Source organism: Virgibacillus aidingensis (assembly GCF_010994035.1).
In the GTDB taxonomy this organism is placed as follows: domain Bacteria; phylum Bacillota; class Bacilli; order Bacillales; family Amphibacillaceae; genus Virgibacillus_N.
In genome coordinates, this window is sequence record NZ_WIXN01000004.1 from 80,892 (window position 1) to 96,426 (window position 15,535).

Sequence of the window (15,535 nt, forward strand, 5' to 3'; positions counted from 1 at the left end):
CACTTTCCGGTTAAAGGTATCTATTTTGTCTTCTATCAATAAAATTAGATAACAGTCCGATATAATCAATTGACCATGAATATTAAATGGGGGATGAAATAAGTGGACGTTTATGATAAAGATATTAGAAAAATACTTATTAAAAACTTTACTGGTATTCAAGCGTATATGTCGGATACCTCAACCGTAGTTGTTAATGAGTTAGATGTATGTTTTGGTGCAGCGAGAATTGATTTGGCTGTAGTAAACGGGCAACTTCACGGGTATGAAATAAAGAGCGAAAAAGATACGCTTGCCAGACTTCCCGCCCAAATTGAAATATATAATAAAGTATTTGATACATTAACCCTGGTTGTTTCAGAAAACCATTATCCCAGAGCAATGAAAATGATACCTGAATGGTGGGGAGTATTATGTGTACGAAAAAAAGAAGGCTCTCTAACAGTGGAAACAATTAGAGAAGCCTCAATTAATAATAAAATTGAACCGCTTCATTTAACGCAATTTTTATGGAAAAATGAGTTATTAGAGTTATTGGAACAAAGTAATGTGATTAAAGGGATTAAAAGTAAAACACGTATACAATTAGGAAGAATGGTAACGAAAAAAGTTTCTGAAGAACATCTATTTGAATTCGTGAGGAATAAACTTAAGACTCGTGATGATTGGAAAGCTCTTCAGTTACCGCAGCTATGTGATGATTTGCAGCAATCGTAACTTGTTTGTATTACATTGTATGTAAACTCCTCCTTCAAAAATCAAAAGCAAGTCACAATATAAACCAAAAAGTCCCGCCAAAAAACAGCGGAACTTCCCATAACCTATAAAATTAAAAAAATGCCCATCACAACAGCTGCATTCCCAATAAAAATACAGCTTCGTTATGAAGATGATCTTTCTCTCACAAATGAAACTTCCTTGCAATCTTCTGCTTCATTCGCTCAGGCATGACATATTTTACAGCGAGCATGATCAAGAGCACTGGAATAAGCTGCAGCACTGTCACGATGATCCAGCTCCATAGATTGGTTTCACTCTGATAGCTTTGAATGAAAAAGTTCACCCACATGGCCAGAATGACAAGCGCTATGAAAAGGGAGCCGATTACATTAAAGCCCCGCACCGATAACGCCCGGATGACACTCCAATATCCGATACAGATCACCGTAACCCCGGTCACAATCGGAAAAGCGAGCGGCATAAACCAGTCCAGCGTGCCATCAAAGCGGTCCAATCCAAATAATAAAACAAGCGCATTCAGCCCAATTCCAATAATCACCTTGTAATAACTTTGAACATAACCGAATGAAAAGAACAACAAAACCCAGCCGGCAAAAACACTTAAGTTGCTGTATCTGGACCAGGTGAACCTGTCATTCAGGAAATAATCTATATAAAACATGAGGCTGACAGCTACAAACACTGCTAAAGTGGTAAAAATAAAAATCCGGTTCAGCACTCTTCTCGTATAATCAGGGTACGGGTTTGCTGCTTTGGGAAACTTTCTGGCCCTCAAGCCTTCCGTATCGTCTTCATTCACTTTTGGAATGGGAAAGCTGCAAAGAGGACATGGCCGATTATCGCCTTCCACCCGTATCCCGCATTTAGGACAATAAGCCATCCTTACATCTCCTCATCATTGGTTTCGATCGTCACTTCCACACCCAGGCTTCGGATTCTCCTGAAAAACTCCCGCTCCAGCATCCGGTCCCTTGATAAATTTCCAAATGAAATATACATATGGTTCCGGTAACTGGTAATCATCGCCTTCACCTTATTACCAATACTGGGAGGCGGATAACACTCCACTCTTTCAATATAATCTTCCGTTTCTTCCGGCATCCGGATCATACCGAGGTTCGACAGGCCGCTTGTATATTGCCCTTCCCCGAAAAAAGAGTAAATCGAAGGTGCAACGATATCTTTTATTGGCGACGGCATTAATCGCAGTGCGAGAAATTTTTCCCCCATTACACTGCGCTTGATATATTGACTTAGCTTTTTTGGTGTAAGCAGGCGGCTGAACTCAATTTTCAGCTCCTGGATAATTTCTTCAAATGTATACTCACCAAGTCTTGCATCAATTGATGGGGTAATACTTACAAAGAAGTTACGCATCGTATCACTTTCAAAGAAGGCGCGCATATTTACTGGAACATTTATGACAATCGGACGTTTTTTAATAGCGACTTTTTCCTGTATTTTTAACAGACTTTCAATATAAACGGCTGTAAGGAAGAGGTTGATGGAGGCTTGATAGGCACTGGCCTTTTCCTTTAGCTTTCTGACATCAATAATCCCTGTAACAATATGATAATATCCCTTTTCATCCAATGGAAGCGGCAATTTAAATGATTTTCCCAGACGCGTTCTTGGTGCGGGAATATCCTTATTATAGTACTTTCGGAAAGCATTCTCTGTTTCTGATAATAGCTGTTCCTCACTTACCGTTTCCTGTTTGACCGGGATGGATTCCTTCAAATACAAGTATTGACGGACAAGCTCACTTAAAAACCGAAGTCCCCCCGTTCCATCGGTTAAACTATGGGAAAGCTCCAGTGCAATCCGGTTATTATAATAATACACCCGGTACGGAAAAGAACCGCGTTTTTTAATTGATAAACTGATACACGGATGATATTTTTCCTTTTCCACTTCAGGCGTTCGGTCTGTTTTTTCAAAATAATGCCAGAAGAACCCTTGTTTTAATTGCACCTTGAAAAAGGGGAAGCGCTCCAATGTGGCTTCCAGGGCACGCTGCAAATATTCCGGATGAACAGGAGAAGTGAGTGTCGCAGAAAGTCGAAACAAGGTGGTCGCACGTGAAGATATAATAGATGAATATAATTTTCCGGCATTATCCAATCGATACCACGTATTGTCCCCCATCCATTTTCAGTCCCTTCAAGTGAGTTCCAGGTTATTGTACCACATGGAAGAGAGCAAAGACAGAAACAGCAGAACGGCCGGAGATTTTCACGAAAAAAGCCGAAAAAGAAAAGTTACGCCAGCCTTTTCGCTTAAAGCAAGAGAACTCGTTATCCAGTGATATTAGTGGTAAAATGAGAATATGGATTTTAATAAAAACGGGCGGGAGAAAAAATGATGGACACAGGGGAAACATATACAAAGGAAAGTGTAAAAAGCAGGGGATTCAAACTGCTGCTGAAATTGAGCAGAAGCAGGAAGTTCTGGGAGAAGTCCGGCGAAGATTTGATCAAAGCCATTAACAAGAGAAGAATGCTGAGTGACGAACCGCCTAAAAAATTGTATAAAAAAATAAAGATTAAAAAGGGAGAAATGAACGGCAATGTTTATTATGAGTTGCAGCCGAGACAGGCACATGCCAGCGATAAATCTATTTTCTATGTGCACGGCGGCGCATATGTATACCGGATATCAAGACTTCACTGGAATTTCCTGGCCAAACTGGTCGATGAATTAAATTGTACCATTATCCTTCCACTGTATCCGCTTGCCCCGGAGCACACCTATCAGGAGACGCTTACGTTTATCCATGATTTGTATTTGGAAAAAATAAATTCAATGAAAAATCCGGAAAACTTGATTATTATGGGGGATTCAGCAGGCGGCGGACTTGCCCTCGTACTGGCACAATTATTAAAGGAAAAACAACTGGAACAGCCGGAACAGATTATTCTCATCTCTCCCTGGCTGGATCTATCTTTAACAAACCCTGAAATTGCCGCAATAGAAAAAAATGATCCCTTTCTTGTCAGGCAGGGATTAATGGAAGCAGGTAAAATGTATGCCGGCACAACGGACACAAAACATCCAAAAGTAAGCCCGCTATATGGGAATTTTCATGGACTGGCAGCTATCACCATATTTATGGGAACCCATGATATATTGGCTGCTGATGCCAGGAGGTTTGTGGCTGCCGCAAAAGAACAGGGTGTTTCAGTGAATTATATGGAAGCTCCTAAAATGGTCCATATTTATCCGATTTACAATTTTCCTGAGTCGAGGATTGCCTTGAGGGAGATTGTGGAGAGGGTTAAAGGGTAGGGTGTGATGCAGCAGGTCCATGGAAAGCGTCCCCCCTATTACTGAATCCGGCCGATACAATAGCCGCATCGATTCTAGTGAGTTTATGGAAGACATCCCACCACTGTGTTTCAGGGCAGGCTGCTCCCCCGGGAGCTTGCCAAGCCAGCAAATCCCCTCACCTGTCTGTCTCCAATCATTCGTTATTGCGAAAAACTACCCATTGTAGGATAATTGAACTACATTAAAGGGCGGGAGGGGATGGATAAGGTGAGGAAATACCTAGTGCTGCTGTTTTCTGTTTTATTGTTGGCAGCTTGTTCCGAAGAAACTGTAGATATAGCAGGGGAAGCGCTCAATTACGAAGAACTGCAGGCGGAAATTGAAGAAGCTGAAGACGAATTAGCATCCGTTAATGAGGAATTGGCAGAAAAGCAAGACGAATTAACCGATGTTGAAAGTGAACTTGAAGAAAACAAGGAAAAATATGAGGGTTTAGAAGAACTAGCCAATAATAAAGATGATATTATAAAAGAAGTAGAAGATGCAGAGGACACTTTAGCATCACTTCAAGATGAAATCAGTAAAACAGAAGATGAAGTCGCCACAGCAGCAGAAGCCGAATCGGAAAAAGACACTAAAGAATCGCCAGAGAAGGAAGCAGAGGATTCAGCTTCGGGAACGAAAGAAAAGTCCGAGGATGAAACACCCTCACAAAAAAATGCAGTGAATATGGCTAAAAGTTATTTGGATTATACGGCTTTCTCAAAAAGCGGATTGATAGAACAATTAAAATATGAAGGATTCAATGATGCAGACGCTGCTTATGCAGTAGATCAATTAAGTGTAAGTTGGAAAGAGCAGGCTGTCAAAATGGCTGAAAATTACTTAGACTATACGAGTTTCTCCAGAAGCGGCTTAATTGAACAGCTTGAATATGAAGGATTTAGCAATGAAGATGCAACACATGCTGTAAATGAAATAGGACTTTAAATTTCGGAATTATTTACCAATTATAATAAGCCAAACCTCAGGTGTGAACCGGTGGTTTGGCTTTTTGGCAGGAGAAAGCAGATTGGAATGAATGATCCGTCTGGATAGATGATCAGCAGAGCCTGCAGGCCGAACTTAAGGAACCCATGATATATTAGATTAGCTGCTGATGCCAGGAGATTTATGGCGACCGCAAAACAAAAGGCCTTCTGTGCACTATATTGAAGCTTCTAGGATGGTATATATTTATTATTTTTCAAAAAAGTATTCTATTTAATGAATGCTGTAAGTCTTCTTGCGTTTTTTGTAATAAAACTAAGTATTCCATGCTTTTTTCATACGGAATTCTGAAACTTGGACCTGCGATTGATAGAGAACCAATAATATCTTCGTTACGATTATATAAGGGGACTGCAATCGCTGTCACTCCATCCAAATATTCTCCGCTGGAATATGCCCACCCTTGAGTTTGTAAGGCATCAAGCTCTTCTTTTAGGTTCTGAGCCTTTTCTTCCTCACCTAAATGGAAACTGATTATTCTATCCTGGTCTGCTTCTGAAAGATATGCAAGAATAATTTTGTGAGATGCGCCGTATACAAGGGGCGCTCTTGCTCCGAGAGATTCATGAAATTTTACCTTTTGAGCGCTTTCAATTATATTGATATATACACCTTCATCACCATCCAACCAGGTTAACACTGTCGACTCCCCTATTTGATCGGTTAATTCCTTCATTTTAGGCTGCATGACTTCGGGTATATTTAAGTTATCTTGTAATAACCCGGCAAACTCCAAATGTTTGAATCCTAATTCATATTTATCATTAAATCTGCTTTTTCTTAAATACCCGAATTCCTCAAATGTTGATAGAATACGATACACCACCGAATGGTTCAAGCCTGTTTCCCTGCCTAACTCGCGAACTCCCCATGACGGATTTTTATACGTGAAACAATTTAATGTTTTGAGTGCATTTTCCAATGTTTTTAACTTTGCCATATCATTACCCCTTCATTCATACTAAATATGTACATTACAATCTATTATGACAAATCTATTGGAGCCTGTCATTACTTCTCCGTGAAAAGGGGCATGACATTAACCATCATACCCCAAGTCAAACTAAAATTCTCCTTATTCAGCTATCACTATTATTTTAGATACTTCGCTCTCTCAATAATAGATTAGTACCATACTTCATCAAGTACACGTAAAATATTTCCGCCAATAACCTTTGAAATATCTTCATCCGAGTAACCATGCTTCACTAACCAGCGAACGATATTCGGAAATGCTTCTACCGGGTTTTCTATCCCCTTAACATATTCCACTTTTTCAAATTCATTTTTTCCATGTGCTGCTGAAATTGACAGAGCCCCTGCTAGTGCGTTATGCAGCCCTACATGGTCACCAAAAAGCACATCAGGCCCAAATGCAACATGTTCAATACCTACCAGGTTTGCACAATACTCGAAATGCTCCATAAATGAATCGATTGTATGGACTCTTTGATCCCTGGTTATCGTAGTATGGGGAGCAGCTTCAATCCCGATTACTCCACCCTTTTCTGCACAGGCTTTAATAATATCATCCGGCTTCAATCTTTTACTGTCCCACAAGGCACGGGCACCGGAGTGAGTGATAAAAATAGGTTTATCACTTACTTCTATAGTGTCCATGGAAGTTTTGTCTCCCGAGTGCGAAATATCTATTGCCAACCCTAATTTATTCATGCGTTTTACTGCCAGGCGACCAAACTCCGTTAATCCTCCATCACCCGGTTCCTTTAGTCCTGCACCTAAACTATTTCCCTCACTATAAGCAATTCCAATTGACCTGACACCGAGGCCATATAAAACGTCTAAACGATCCAATTCATTTTCAATCATGGTGGAGGCTTCAAGAGAAGGTATAAATGCAATTTGACCGTTTTCTTTTGCTTGAACGATGTCATCTACCGTTTTCCCTACGATTACCATATCCTGATGAGCGATATCACTTAACCGCATGCCTAAGTCAAAAATGACATCTTCCCATTTCCAGCCTGCACGGGAGGTTATCATCGCAGTTCCATCCATCATATTATCAAAAAAAGCATCTAAACCGGATTTACTTAATCCCTCGTAGCCGGTAAAATCTCTTCCCCACCTTCGAAACTCCATAAATTCATCCAAATTTTCAGGAGTAATAAACATATGATCATGCAGCGAGATTGTAATATTTTCCTCAAATAACTTTTGAACACGTTTCTCTTCTTGCTCTGTTACAGGTACTTTATACTCGGGAACACGGTCGATTTCTTTTGCTAACTTAAATTCCTTGTAATCAACTCCCGGTTCCAAATACTGATAAGATTTATATCCATTATAATTCTTTTTCTTCATTTAATTTCTCACCTTTCTGTATATACTAAGATGGGTCTATTTCTATCACAATTTTCCCGAAATGACTTCGTTTTGCTAAGGCTTCCTGTGCGTCACCAAGTTCATTTAATGGATAGACTTTATGAATAACAGGATCCAATTTTCCCCGGAAAACCAAAGAGGTTACCTGCAAAAAGTCTTCCCAGTTGCCCATTGGTGCTCCGAGTATTTTTCGATGGTGCTGATAAATCTCACGAATACTTATATCAGGAAAGTCACCTGATGTTGCGCCGGATAAGATTAACTTTCCACCTTGATCAAGGGCATTCAGGCTATTCCTGATCGTTTTGACACCCACGCAATCCAACGCTAATTGAACACCATAACCGTTAGTCCAATCCATCACTTTCTCCAGCCAATTTTCATGTGAATAGAAAGCTTCGGATGCACCCATAGCCAGCGCTTTTTGTCGTTTTTCTTCATTTCCTACAATAGCGATGACCTCGGCACCCATTAAGACGGCAATTTGCATCTGAGCTGAACCTAAACCACCTGAAGCACCTACAACCAATACTGTGTCGGACGGCTTAATCCGACCAACAGTTACGGCACCCCTCCAGGCAGTGGTGTATACAGCAGGCACTGCAGCAGCTTTAACAGAACTGACATGCTCCGGTATTTCTATAATATTTTGAGCGGGTACTTTAACATATTCCGCCAAACCTCCCCACAAATGCTCTCCTACTATTTTATAATTTTTACACATACTGGGTTCCGCGTTACGACAATACCGGCAGGTTCCACAGCCGAAAGCAGAATTTACCAGAACACGGGTATTTAGTTCCGGCAGATCTTCTCTTCCACCCCCTTTCGCAGATCCGTAGGCGATAACCTCACCTACAATGTCTACTCCGGAAACATGCGGCAACGTAATCTTAGGGACACCCGGCCCCTTCAACCCCTCTCTTGCAAATATATCCAAATGATTTAAAGCTGTATATTTCACCTTAATTAACGCTTCGTTTGGCTGAAGTTGGGGAACCGGAACTGTTTCCATACGTATTACTTCAGGCCCGCCATGTTCCCGTATAACCGCAGCTTTCATTTCTTTTGGAAAATTATTCACTAAATTTAATCCTCCTTCCATTAATTGTGCTTTAACATCAAATAATCATGCTCCAATTCGAGTCTAGTTTCATTTGAAAAAATATAAAAAACTTTTATTAATGGTTTCTATTCTTCTGGGCCATACGCTGCACCTTCACCAAATCAAGTAATCTGTTTTCCATTCTTATAAACAAATTCAACCTGTGACATGTTTTTAATATCATCCAGTGGATTAGCTGGCAATCCTATAAAATCTGCAATCTTTCCTTTTTCAAGTGTGCCAAGCCGGTCTTCAATCCGCAGAGCCTCTGCAGCATGCTTAGTTACAGCTGAAATCGCCTGTATATTCGTAGCGCCAAACCGGACTAAACATTCCATTTCATACGCAAGCAATCCGTGCATACTGTCTGTGCCTAGTGCCAGGTTCGCACCTGAATGGATGACACGGTGAAAATTCTCGGAAACAATTTCCCTGGTCCGCAATACTTTATCCTTTATAACTGGATCATTGAAGTCAGTTTGTTCTATACCTGTCTCATGAAAAAGGATGGAAAACGTCCCGATGATCCACAGGTCTTTATTCACAACACCTTCAAGTTGAGATTCATTTATCAGGGCAGCGTGCTCGATAGTCCGGACACCTTCCTCTATACATAAATCCAGTCCTGGTCCCCCATGTGCATGTGCAGCCACATAGGAACCGTACCTATCCGCTTCCTCTACTGCCATTCTGACTTCCTTGCTGCTGTAGCTGCAAAAATCAATGCCTGTTTTGCTGCTGCTAATCCCTCCGGTTACAAACAATTTGATTAAATCAGCACCTTTGGCAAAATTTTCTCTAGCATGCCTGCGAATTTCCTCTTCCCCATCCGAAACCGTTAAAGCTGCGCCATGCCCATTGCTTGCCACTAGCCCCCGGCCGCTAACAAGCAGCCTGGGACCCGGAATCAACTCTTCTTCAATTGCTTTTTTTATGTCAATATCAATAAAATTCTCTTCTCCGACAATCCGCATGGTGGTAACACCCGATTGTAAGCTTTTTTGAATATTCGGCAGGCTTCTCAGTATATTCCGGCCCGGAGGTAAAGCCATTTGGCCGAGTTGATCTCCCAACGCAGGAACGATAGACAAATGATTATGACTATCGATCAGTCCCGGAAGGATATAATGAGAAGTGCAGTCCACCATCTCCACTATGCCATCTAATCCTGCAAACTCCTCCTCTTTTCCTATACCAGCAATTCTATCGTTTTGAATAAGCAAGCAACCTTCAGGAATAGGTGCACTGCCTGTTCCATCCAAAATAGCTTTTGACTTGATTAACTGATACACGTACATACCTCCTTTTACGTTTAAGCAACTTTCTTCTCACCTTTAAAAAATGGATCTGTTGCGTACTTAGGCGGTGCCGGCGTCATTAAGCTAACGACAACGATCAAGATAGTGGAGACAATAAATCCGGCAACCACTGGATCCAGAAAACTATGGAAGCCAAGCAAACGCCAGCCAAAGCAAGCTAATAATCCACCAATCATGGCACTGATAGCTCCTTCTTTTGTCGTTCTCTTCCATAAAACACCTAAAACTACAGGCATGAGAAAGCTGGAAGCCATAAGCGCACTAAACAAAGCAACCATAATTTGAACTAATTCCCCTTGACCGATACCAAACAGTAATAATACAACAGGTACTGTCCCTGCTATAACAACACCGATCCGGCCAACCCATATTTTACGTTTCTCTGAGGCTTTTGGATCGAATATCGGCTGATAAATATCATTTGATAATGCTGAGCCGGCTACAATTAATAGTGAATCAACGGTAGACATCATGGCAGATGTAACTGCAGCCAGCAAAATTCCGCCAATTAATGGTGGCAATACACTAGTTGCAATCATAGGCATGGCCAGGTCTCCTGTAGGCAATGCAGGAAATAGAACTGTACTGGACAGAGCTAAATAGTAGACAAAGAAATGAGCAACCCCTACGAGAATAATAGTAAATAAAATCCCTTTACGAATTGTCTTCATATCTTTCATTGCGTAAAAGCGAACCAATTGCTCAGGTCTTGCAACAGCTCCCAATAGAAATGCCAAGCCCATGGTGAACAGTACTGCCGGCGGCATTCCTTCCCAGGTAAACGTAATAGGACTTACCGACTGAACATAAGATAATAAATTATCCGTTCCTCCCATATGGCGGATAGCCAGTGGCACAGAGATAATCGCACCCAAAACCATTACCATCATTTGAACAAAATCTGTATACATAACTGCCATCATCCCGCCAATAACAGAGTAAATGATTAAGATAGCAGTAAACAAAAGCATTCCTTGCTCGGTTGGAATGCCGAAAATGATATTGGCAATGAGTCCGCCTGCAACTATTTGTGCCTGAATATAAACAACCATCGTAACAAGGATGATGATAGCCGCTATTATTCTGGCGTTTTTACTGTAATAACGTGTTTCAATAAAATCGGGCAAAGAATTTCTTTTTACTCTTGTAAACCGTGGAGCAATAAAAGCAACCATAAACCAATAAGCAAAAGGAAAAACCAATACAATCCAGCCAAAAGACCATCCGACTGCGTACATTGTTCCTATTGTCCCGATAAAAAGCCCTGAACTCATTTGGGTTGATGCAATACTGGCGCCACCGACCGCCCAGCCTAAATTACCACCTGCAATCCAATAGTCCTGGGCATTTTCCGTATTTTTATAAGAAACAATTCCAATGACAAGCAGAAGTATAAAATAACCAACAAAAACAATGATTTGGATATCCAATGTTATTCACTCCTTTCCGATTCAGATTTATTAGCCAGATACATCCAAATGATATATCCTAAAGTGATTACACCGTAGACAACAAACACACCCCAATATATAAAACCTAACCCCATTCTTTCTCCCCCTCTAACTTAGTAGGTTTTTTTCGATTTAACATCCAGGCAGCTGCAATAGCAGCAATCAGTAATAATACAACTGAAAAATCTACAATTCTATTAAAAGTAAAGAATGGTACCTCATTTATACTTCCATCAAACGAAAGCAGAGAAGACATTACCTGCAAATCAGAAGATACGCCATTGGAGCCGTCCGCTGTATATGCAGATGGAAAGCCACCTGTGACAGTTGATCCTTCCGGAATGTCCACATTAAATTCAAAGAAACCAGGTGCCGCTTCTAACGGTAATAATGTACTTGCAATAACCGGTATATTCACTTCAAAATTATTCCCATCATTCATGACAGCATTTGTTACACGGTAATCTATTTGAACATCAACCTCTGAAGAATCAGATAACTCTGTGTCCAAAATGATTTCCCCGCTTATTAAATTCTCATCTTGTTCCTCAAAACTGAAATTACCCGGCTCGCCATTAACTGTGACACTAATATCCTCAATACCACTGTTGAAAAAAAGAATTGCTTCAAATGGGAGACTTTCTGTTTCTTCATCAACATTGAACGAGTAATCCATTTTTACGAGTGCCGCTGTATCGTCAATTATTTCCGATTCCAATTCCGCTTTGGCAGGATAGCTATCGGCAAAAGCCGTTATAGTCATAAATAACCCCATAACAAATCCCATCGGAATAAGAACAGTCAATTTAGCTTTCATTGAATTCACCCCACTCATTTAATAAACAAGTCTTCAATACGCTTGTTATTTTCCATTTTTGGTGGTTTCATATAGCCTTTCTTACTATGTTCCAAATTTGACGAAACAAGTGCCTCTGCAAACTTAAGGCTTACTTTAGAAGGGTTAATTACCGGAACACCTAACTCTTCCATCATTTTGTCAGCAACATCAAGAAAGCCCATACTCATACAACCCAGTATCAAAACTTCAGCTTTATCTTTATCAATAGCCTTTTTCCCTTCTTTTATAAGCAGCTCCACTGCCAGATCATGATTCTTATTGATTTCCATGACCGGTAAATTTATTGCGCGCACAGACTGGAGCTTTTGGTATACGCCAGTTTCCCAGGCTAATTTTTCCAAACCATTAATTATACTGTCAGTAACAGTAACAACAGAAAATTTCTGGCCAAGTGTAACAGCCGTCCCCATTGATGCCCCAGCAGGCCCAACGACCAATTTATCGGATACTTCTCTTAACCCATCCAGTCCCGGATCTCCGAAACACCCTACGATCGTAGCGTCATGGCCTTCAGATTCAGCCTTTATTATATTCTTTGCTGTCCCAGGGACACTTAAATATTCCTCATACATGGATTCAATAGACGCTGGCCCCGATGAAACAGTAGAGATAGTAACTTCTGTTTCTGCACTTGCCCATCCCTGCAATTTTGCCAGTCTTCTGTTCACTTCTTCCATTCCCACCGAGGTTTTATGCATTGGTCCGGGGATAATGTATTGCAATTTCATATCACATTCTCCTTTTCAATTTTCGGAATTTTAACTCACAAAAATATCAATATACTTCCAGCCAATTTAACTAACATCACCTCTTTCGTAATAATCCCGAGCTTTTTGTATCTATATTAGAACCACCGTTTCTTAATTTAGGTAAAAAAATGAAGATGCAACAACATCTCTAAAATAGTAGTAGTAAAAGTTATTCGATTTCTCGGGTTTTTAGGTATTATGCAACATATTACTATAGTTTTTATTGTTTGTATAGTAAAAATTTAAATAAAACAGTAATTAAATTAATCTGTTAATTATCCTATTCTTTAAAGAAATTGAAACTCCATTTGTTTTATCACAAACTTCTTCAGAATGTTCGCTGCTTGTACACAACCACTAATTTCCGACCAATCCAGCGGATTGTGGTGATTCTTTCTTTTTACAGGTAACACGGCAACCTCTGTTTTTTACCAGTAAAATACACGCATGCAACTAAGGTATCGTTCCAGTCATCCAATGGTGTATTTCCTGCATGTCCAGTTTCTCCCCGGAAAGTAAACTCCAGCCAGCAAGTCCGGCAATACCACTCACTTTCCACGGGTAAATCCTGGTTTATTCCAGTTGCTTTCCCTGTTCAATGGGAACTTCAACAAACAAATCTACCAACGATCTGTTGCACTTCAAGTCCAGCCTCTCTCATCCATTTTCCAGAAAAAGGCTCCCCCCTAAAGCATCACACCTCTTGGGGGCTGCCTTAATCTACTTGTCTTATCAGCCACTCTGGTTAATTGTACTTAAACCGACACTGCTCTGTTTAAGTTTATACTGAATGAATATCACTGCTCCAAACAGTACTAAACCAGCAACAGATGTGATTACTTCCGGCATTAATAGTAATGCGGAGGAAATCAGCAGGAGTAATGCCTGCCAAATCTTTAATTTATCGACAAAATACCATTCAATCAAGGCACTAATTGCTATTAAGCCGGTTAAAGTGGAAACAAATGCAAAAACGGCTTCAAATAAATTTGCGTCAACAAATAATAAGTCAGGCCTATAGACAAAAAAGATCGGTAACAAAAAGCCTGGCAGTGCCAGCTTTGTAGCATGTAATGCTGTTTTTAAATAGTTACCTCCGGAGATACCTGTAGCAACGATAGCTCCGATTCCGACTGGAGGAGTTACAGCAGCCATCAACGCAAAGTAAAATACATAAAAATGGGCAACCATTGCCGGAACACCAAAGTTTATCATGGCTGGTGCAGCTAATAATGCAACCGTGAGATAGGCTCCGGTAGTAGGCATTCCCAAACCGAATATTAAACAGGTAATTGCCACTAAAATCAGCAACAGAGGCAGATACCCTCCTGCTAAGTCAATCATTTGGAAAGACATTCGCTGAGCAAAACCTGTGACCACAAATAACTCGATCATTATTCCAAGACTGGCCATCATCAGGCCCAGTTTTGTCCCATTTATCGCACCTGATTTTAAAGATTCCACCAGGAATGCTCCCATTTCTTTCAAAAATACTTTTACGTTTTTATGAACAATAAATTTTTTAATTCCTACTAAGATAAACAAAGATAAGATTGCATATAACGCCGCTAAGGTTACTGGCACTCTTACATACAATGCTAGTATCAAAACAATTAAAGATATCATTAAATATCCATCTTCTTTTAATGCCTGCAGGGTATTGACCTTCTCATCCGTTTTCATGGAAAGGTTTACCTTCACTGCCCTGATTTGTATACTTACCGCCAGATATAGGTAATACGTTAGAGCCGGCAGTAATGCTGCAATCAGAATTTCGGCATAGGAAACACCCAAATTAGTGGCCATCAGAAAAGCCGCCGCTCCCATAACAGGAGGCATGATTTGACCACCTGTCGATGCTACTGCTTCCACTGCACCTGCATATTCCCTGCTCAATCCTTTCTTATGCATCATCGGAATGGTAATCGATCCGGTTGTAGCCACATTGGTAGAAATATTTCCGGAAACCGATCCCATAAATGCACTGGAAATCACGGCAGCTTGTGCAGGGCCTGAACGGAAACGTCCACCAACACCTTGGGCTATTTTCATAAAGAAATTAGTGGCTCCTGCTGCCTGCAGCGTAGTTCCCAATAAAACAAACATAAAGACTTCCCTTGCCCCGATCCCTGTAAATGATCCATATATACCTTGGAAATTTGTACTCGCATATGCTATTAAACGTTCAAATGAAAGACCGGAATGATAAAGTATGCCAGGCATATATTGACCGAAATACCCGTATAACATAGCGACCAATACAATAGAAGGAATAATGAAACCCCATGCTCTGCGTGTTGCTTCTAAAACTATGACGACAAGTATGAAACCTACGATCGTGTCCGAGGTACTTGGAAGACCGATATTAGTAGATATAGACTCATAGTTTATAAGGATAAAAGCAGAAGCTGCTATGGCGGCCACCAATAATACCGCTCTTAAAATTTTTTTGAATAAAATGGCTTTTCCTTCAACCTTTTGCAGCGAGAGCAGGTAGACAATCACTAACCCAAAAGTAATGTGGAGCACCTTATGCTCATCAAGTGAAAGAACAAGCCATTGAGTGGAAATCATATGGTACAAACTGGCAAAAACAGCAATGATGGTGATAATTAATCCTAAGTTGAATTTATATTTACGCACCT

13 protein-coding genes are annotated in these 15,535 nt (G+C 40.5%); 3 read left to right on the forward strand and 10 right to left on the reverse strand.

Features of this window, described 5'->3' with window-relative positions; genetic code table 11:
* Positions 1 to 102 precede the first annotated feature (102 nt).
* Positions 103 to 717 (forward strand): sce7726 family protein, encoded by a 615-nt coding sequence (locus tag GHD25_RS04645; protein ID WP_164215210.1) that lies wholly within the window; start codon positions 103 to 105, stop codon positions 715 to 717.
* 184 nt (positions 718 to 901) lie between these two features.
* Here the strand turns inward: GHD25_RS04645 and GHD25_RS04650 are convergent, their stop codons facing one another.
* Together GHD25_RS04650 and GHD25_RS04655 are read right to left on the reverse strand one after the other, a co-directional pair.
* Entirely contained in the window at positions 902 to 1,621 is a 720-nt protein-coding gene (locus GHD25_RS04650; protein ID WP_164215211.1) for a DUF6320 domain-containing protein, read from the reverse strand.
* A 2-nt stretch (positions 1,622 to 1,623) separates the two neighbouring features.
* Entirely contained in the window at positions 1,624 to 2,889 is a 1,266-nt protein-coding gene (locus tag GHD25_RS04655; RefSeq protein WP_164215212.1) for an alcohol acetyltransferase, read from the reverse strand.
* Between the two features lie 213 nt (positions 2,890 to 3,102).
* Between GHD25_RS04655 and GHD25_RS04660 the strand changes: the two genes are divergently transcribed.
* Together GHD25_RS04660 and GHD25_RS04665 are read left to right on the forward strand one after the other, a co-directional pair.
* Positions 3,103 to 4,029 carry an alpha/beta hydrolase gene (locus GHD25_RS04660; RefSeq protein ID WP_164215213.1) on the forward strand — a complete coding sequence of 309 codons (927 nt, stop codon included), beginning with the start codon at positions 3,103 to 3,105 and terminating at the stop codon, positions 4,027 to 4,029.
* 249 nt (positions 4,030 to 4,278) lie between these two features.
* Positions 4,279 to 5,001 carry an Ltp family lipoprotein gene (locus tag GHD25_RS04665; protein WP_240452218.1) on the forward strand — a complete coding sequence of 241 codons (723 nt, stop codon included), beginning with the start codon at positions 4,279 to 4,281 and terminating at the stop codon, positions 4,999 to 5,001.
* A 256-nt stretch (positions 5,002 to 5,257) separates the two neighbouring features.
* Here GHD25_RS04665 and GHD25_RS04670 read toward each other — a convergent pair whose 3' ends face one another.
* From GHD25_RS04670 to GHD25_RS04705, 8 genes are all read right to left on the reverse strand, one after another.
* Positions 5,258 to 6,001: an IclR family transcriptional regulator gene (locus tag GHD25_RS04670; protein WP_164215215.1), complete on the reverse strand. Its 744-nt coding sequence runs from the start codon at positions 5,999 to 6,001 to the stop codon at positions 5,258 to 5,260.
* 185 nt (positions 6,002 to 6,186) lie between these two features.
* Entirely contained in the window at positions 6,187 to 7,386 is a 1,200-nt protein-coding gene (locus GHD25_RS04675; protein WP_164215216.1) for a dipeptidase, read from the reverse strand.
* A 25-nt stretch (positions 7,387 to 7,411) separates the two neighbouring features.
* The gene (locus GHD25_RS04680) at positions 7,412 to 8,491 is read right to left on the reverse strand and encodes a zinc-binding dehydrogenase (protein ID WP_164215217.1); all 1,080 of its coding nucleotides are present in this window, start codon (positions 8,489 to 8,491) and stop codon (positions 7,412 to 7,414) included.
* 143 nt (positions 8,492 to 8,634) lie between these two features.
* Entirely contained in the window at positions 8,635 to 9,804 is a 1,170-nt protein-coding gene (locus GHD25_RS04685) for a metal-dependent hydrolase family protein (protein ID WP_164215218.1), read from the reverse strand.
* Positions 9,805 to 9,824: 20 nt separating this feature from the next.
* The gene (locus GHD25_RS04690; RefSeq protein ID WP_164215219.1) at positions 9,825 to 11,261 is read right to left on the reverse strand and encodes a sodium/proline symporter; all 1,437 of its coding nucleotides are present in this window, start codon (positions 11,259 to 11,261) and stop codon (positions 9,825 to 9,827) included.
* A 106-nt stretch (positions 11,262 to 11,367) separates the two neighbouring features.
* Positions 11,368 to 12,099 (reverse strand): hypothetical protein, encoded by a 732-nt coding sequence (locus tag GHD25_RS04695; RefSeq protein ID WP_164215220.1) that lies wholly within the window; start codon positions 12,097 to 12,099, stop codon positions 11,368 to 11,370.
* A 14-nt stretch (positions 12,100 to 12,113) separates the two neighbouring features.
* Positions 12,114 to 12,869: an aspartate/glutamate racemase family protein gene (locus GHD25_RS04700; RefSeq protein WP_164215221.1), complete on the reverse strand. Its 756-nt coding sequence runs from the start codon at positions 12,867 to 12,869 to the stop codon at positions 12,114 to 12,116.
* A 753-nt stretch (positions 12,870 to 13,622) separates the two neighbouring features.
* The gene (locus GHD25_RS04705; RefSeq protein ID WP_164215222.1) at positions 13,623 to 15,533 is read right to left on the reverse strand and encodes a TRAP transporter permease; all 1,911 of its coding nucleotides are present in this window, start codon (positions 15,531 to 15,533) and stop codon (positions 13,623 to 13,625) included.
* Positions 15,534 to 15,535: the final 2 nt, after the last annotated feature.

Bases quoted from the DNA above. Each gene is read 5' to 3' on its own strand.
- GHD25_RS04650 (WP_164215211.1), bottom strand. From the start codon at position 1,621: ATGGCTTATTGTCCTAAATGCGGGATACGGGTGGAAGGCGATAATCGG.
- GHD25_RS04655 (WP_164215212.1), bottom strand. From the start codon at position 2,889: ATGGGGGACAATACGTGGTATCGATTGGATAATGCCGGAAAATTATAT.
- GHD25_RS04660 (WP_164215213.1), top strand. From the start codon at position 3,103: ATGATGGACACAGGGGAAACATATACAAAGGAAAGTGTAAAAAGCAGG.
- GHD25_RS04670 (WP_164215215.1), bottom strand. From the start codon at position 6,001: ATGGCAAAGTTAAAAACATTGGAAAATGCACTCAAAACATTAAATTGT.
- GHD25_RS04675 (WP_164215216.1), bottom strand. From the start codon at position 7,386: ATGAAGAAAAAGAATTATAATGGATATAAATCTTATCAGTATTTGGAA.
- GHD25_RS04695 (WP_164215220.1), bottom strand. From the start codon at position 12,099: ATGAAAGCTAAATTGACTGTTCTTATTCCGATGGGATTTGTTATGGGG.
- GHD25_RS04700 (WP_164215221.1), bottom strand. From the start codon at position 12,869: ATGAAATTGCAATACATTATCCCCGGACCAATGCATAAAACCTCGGTG.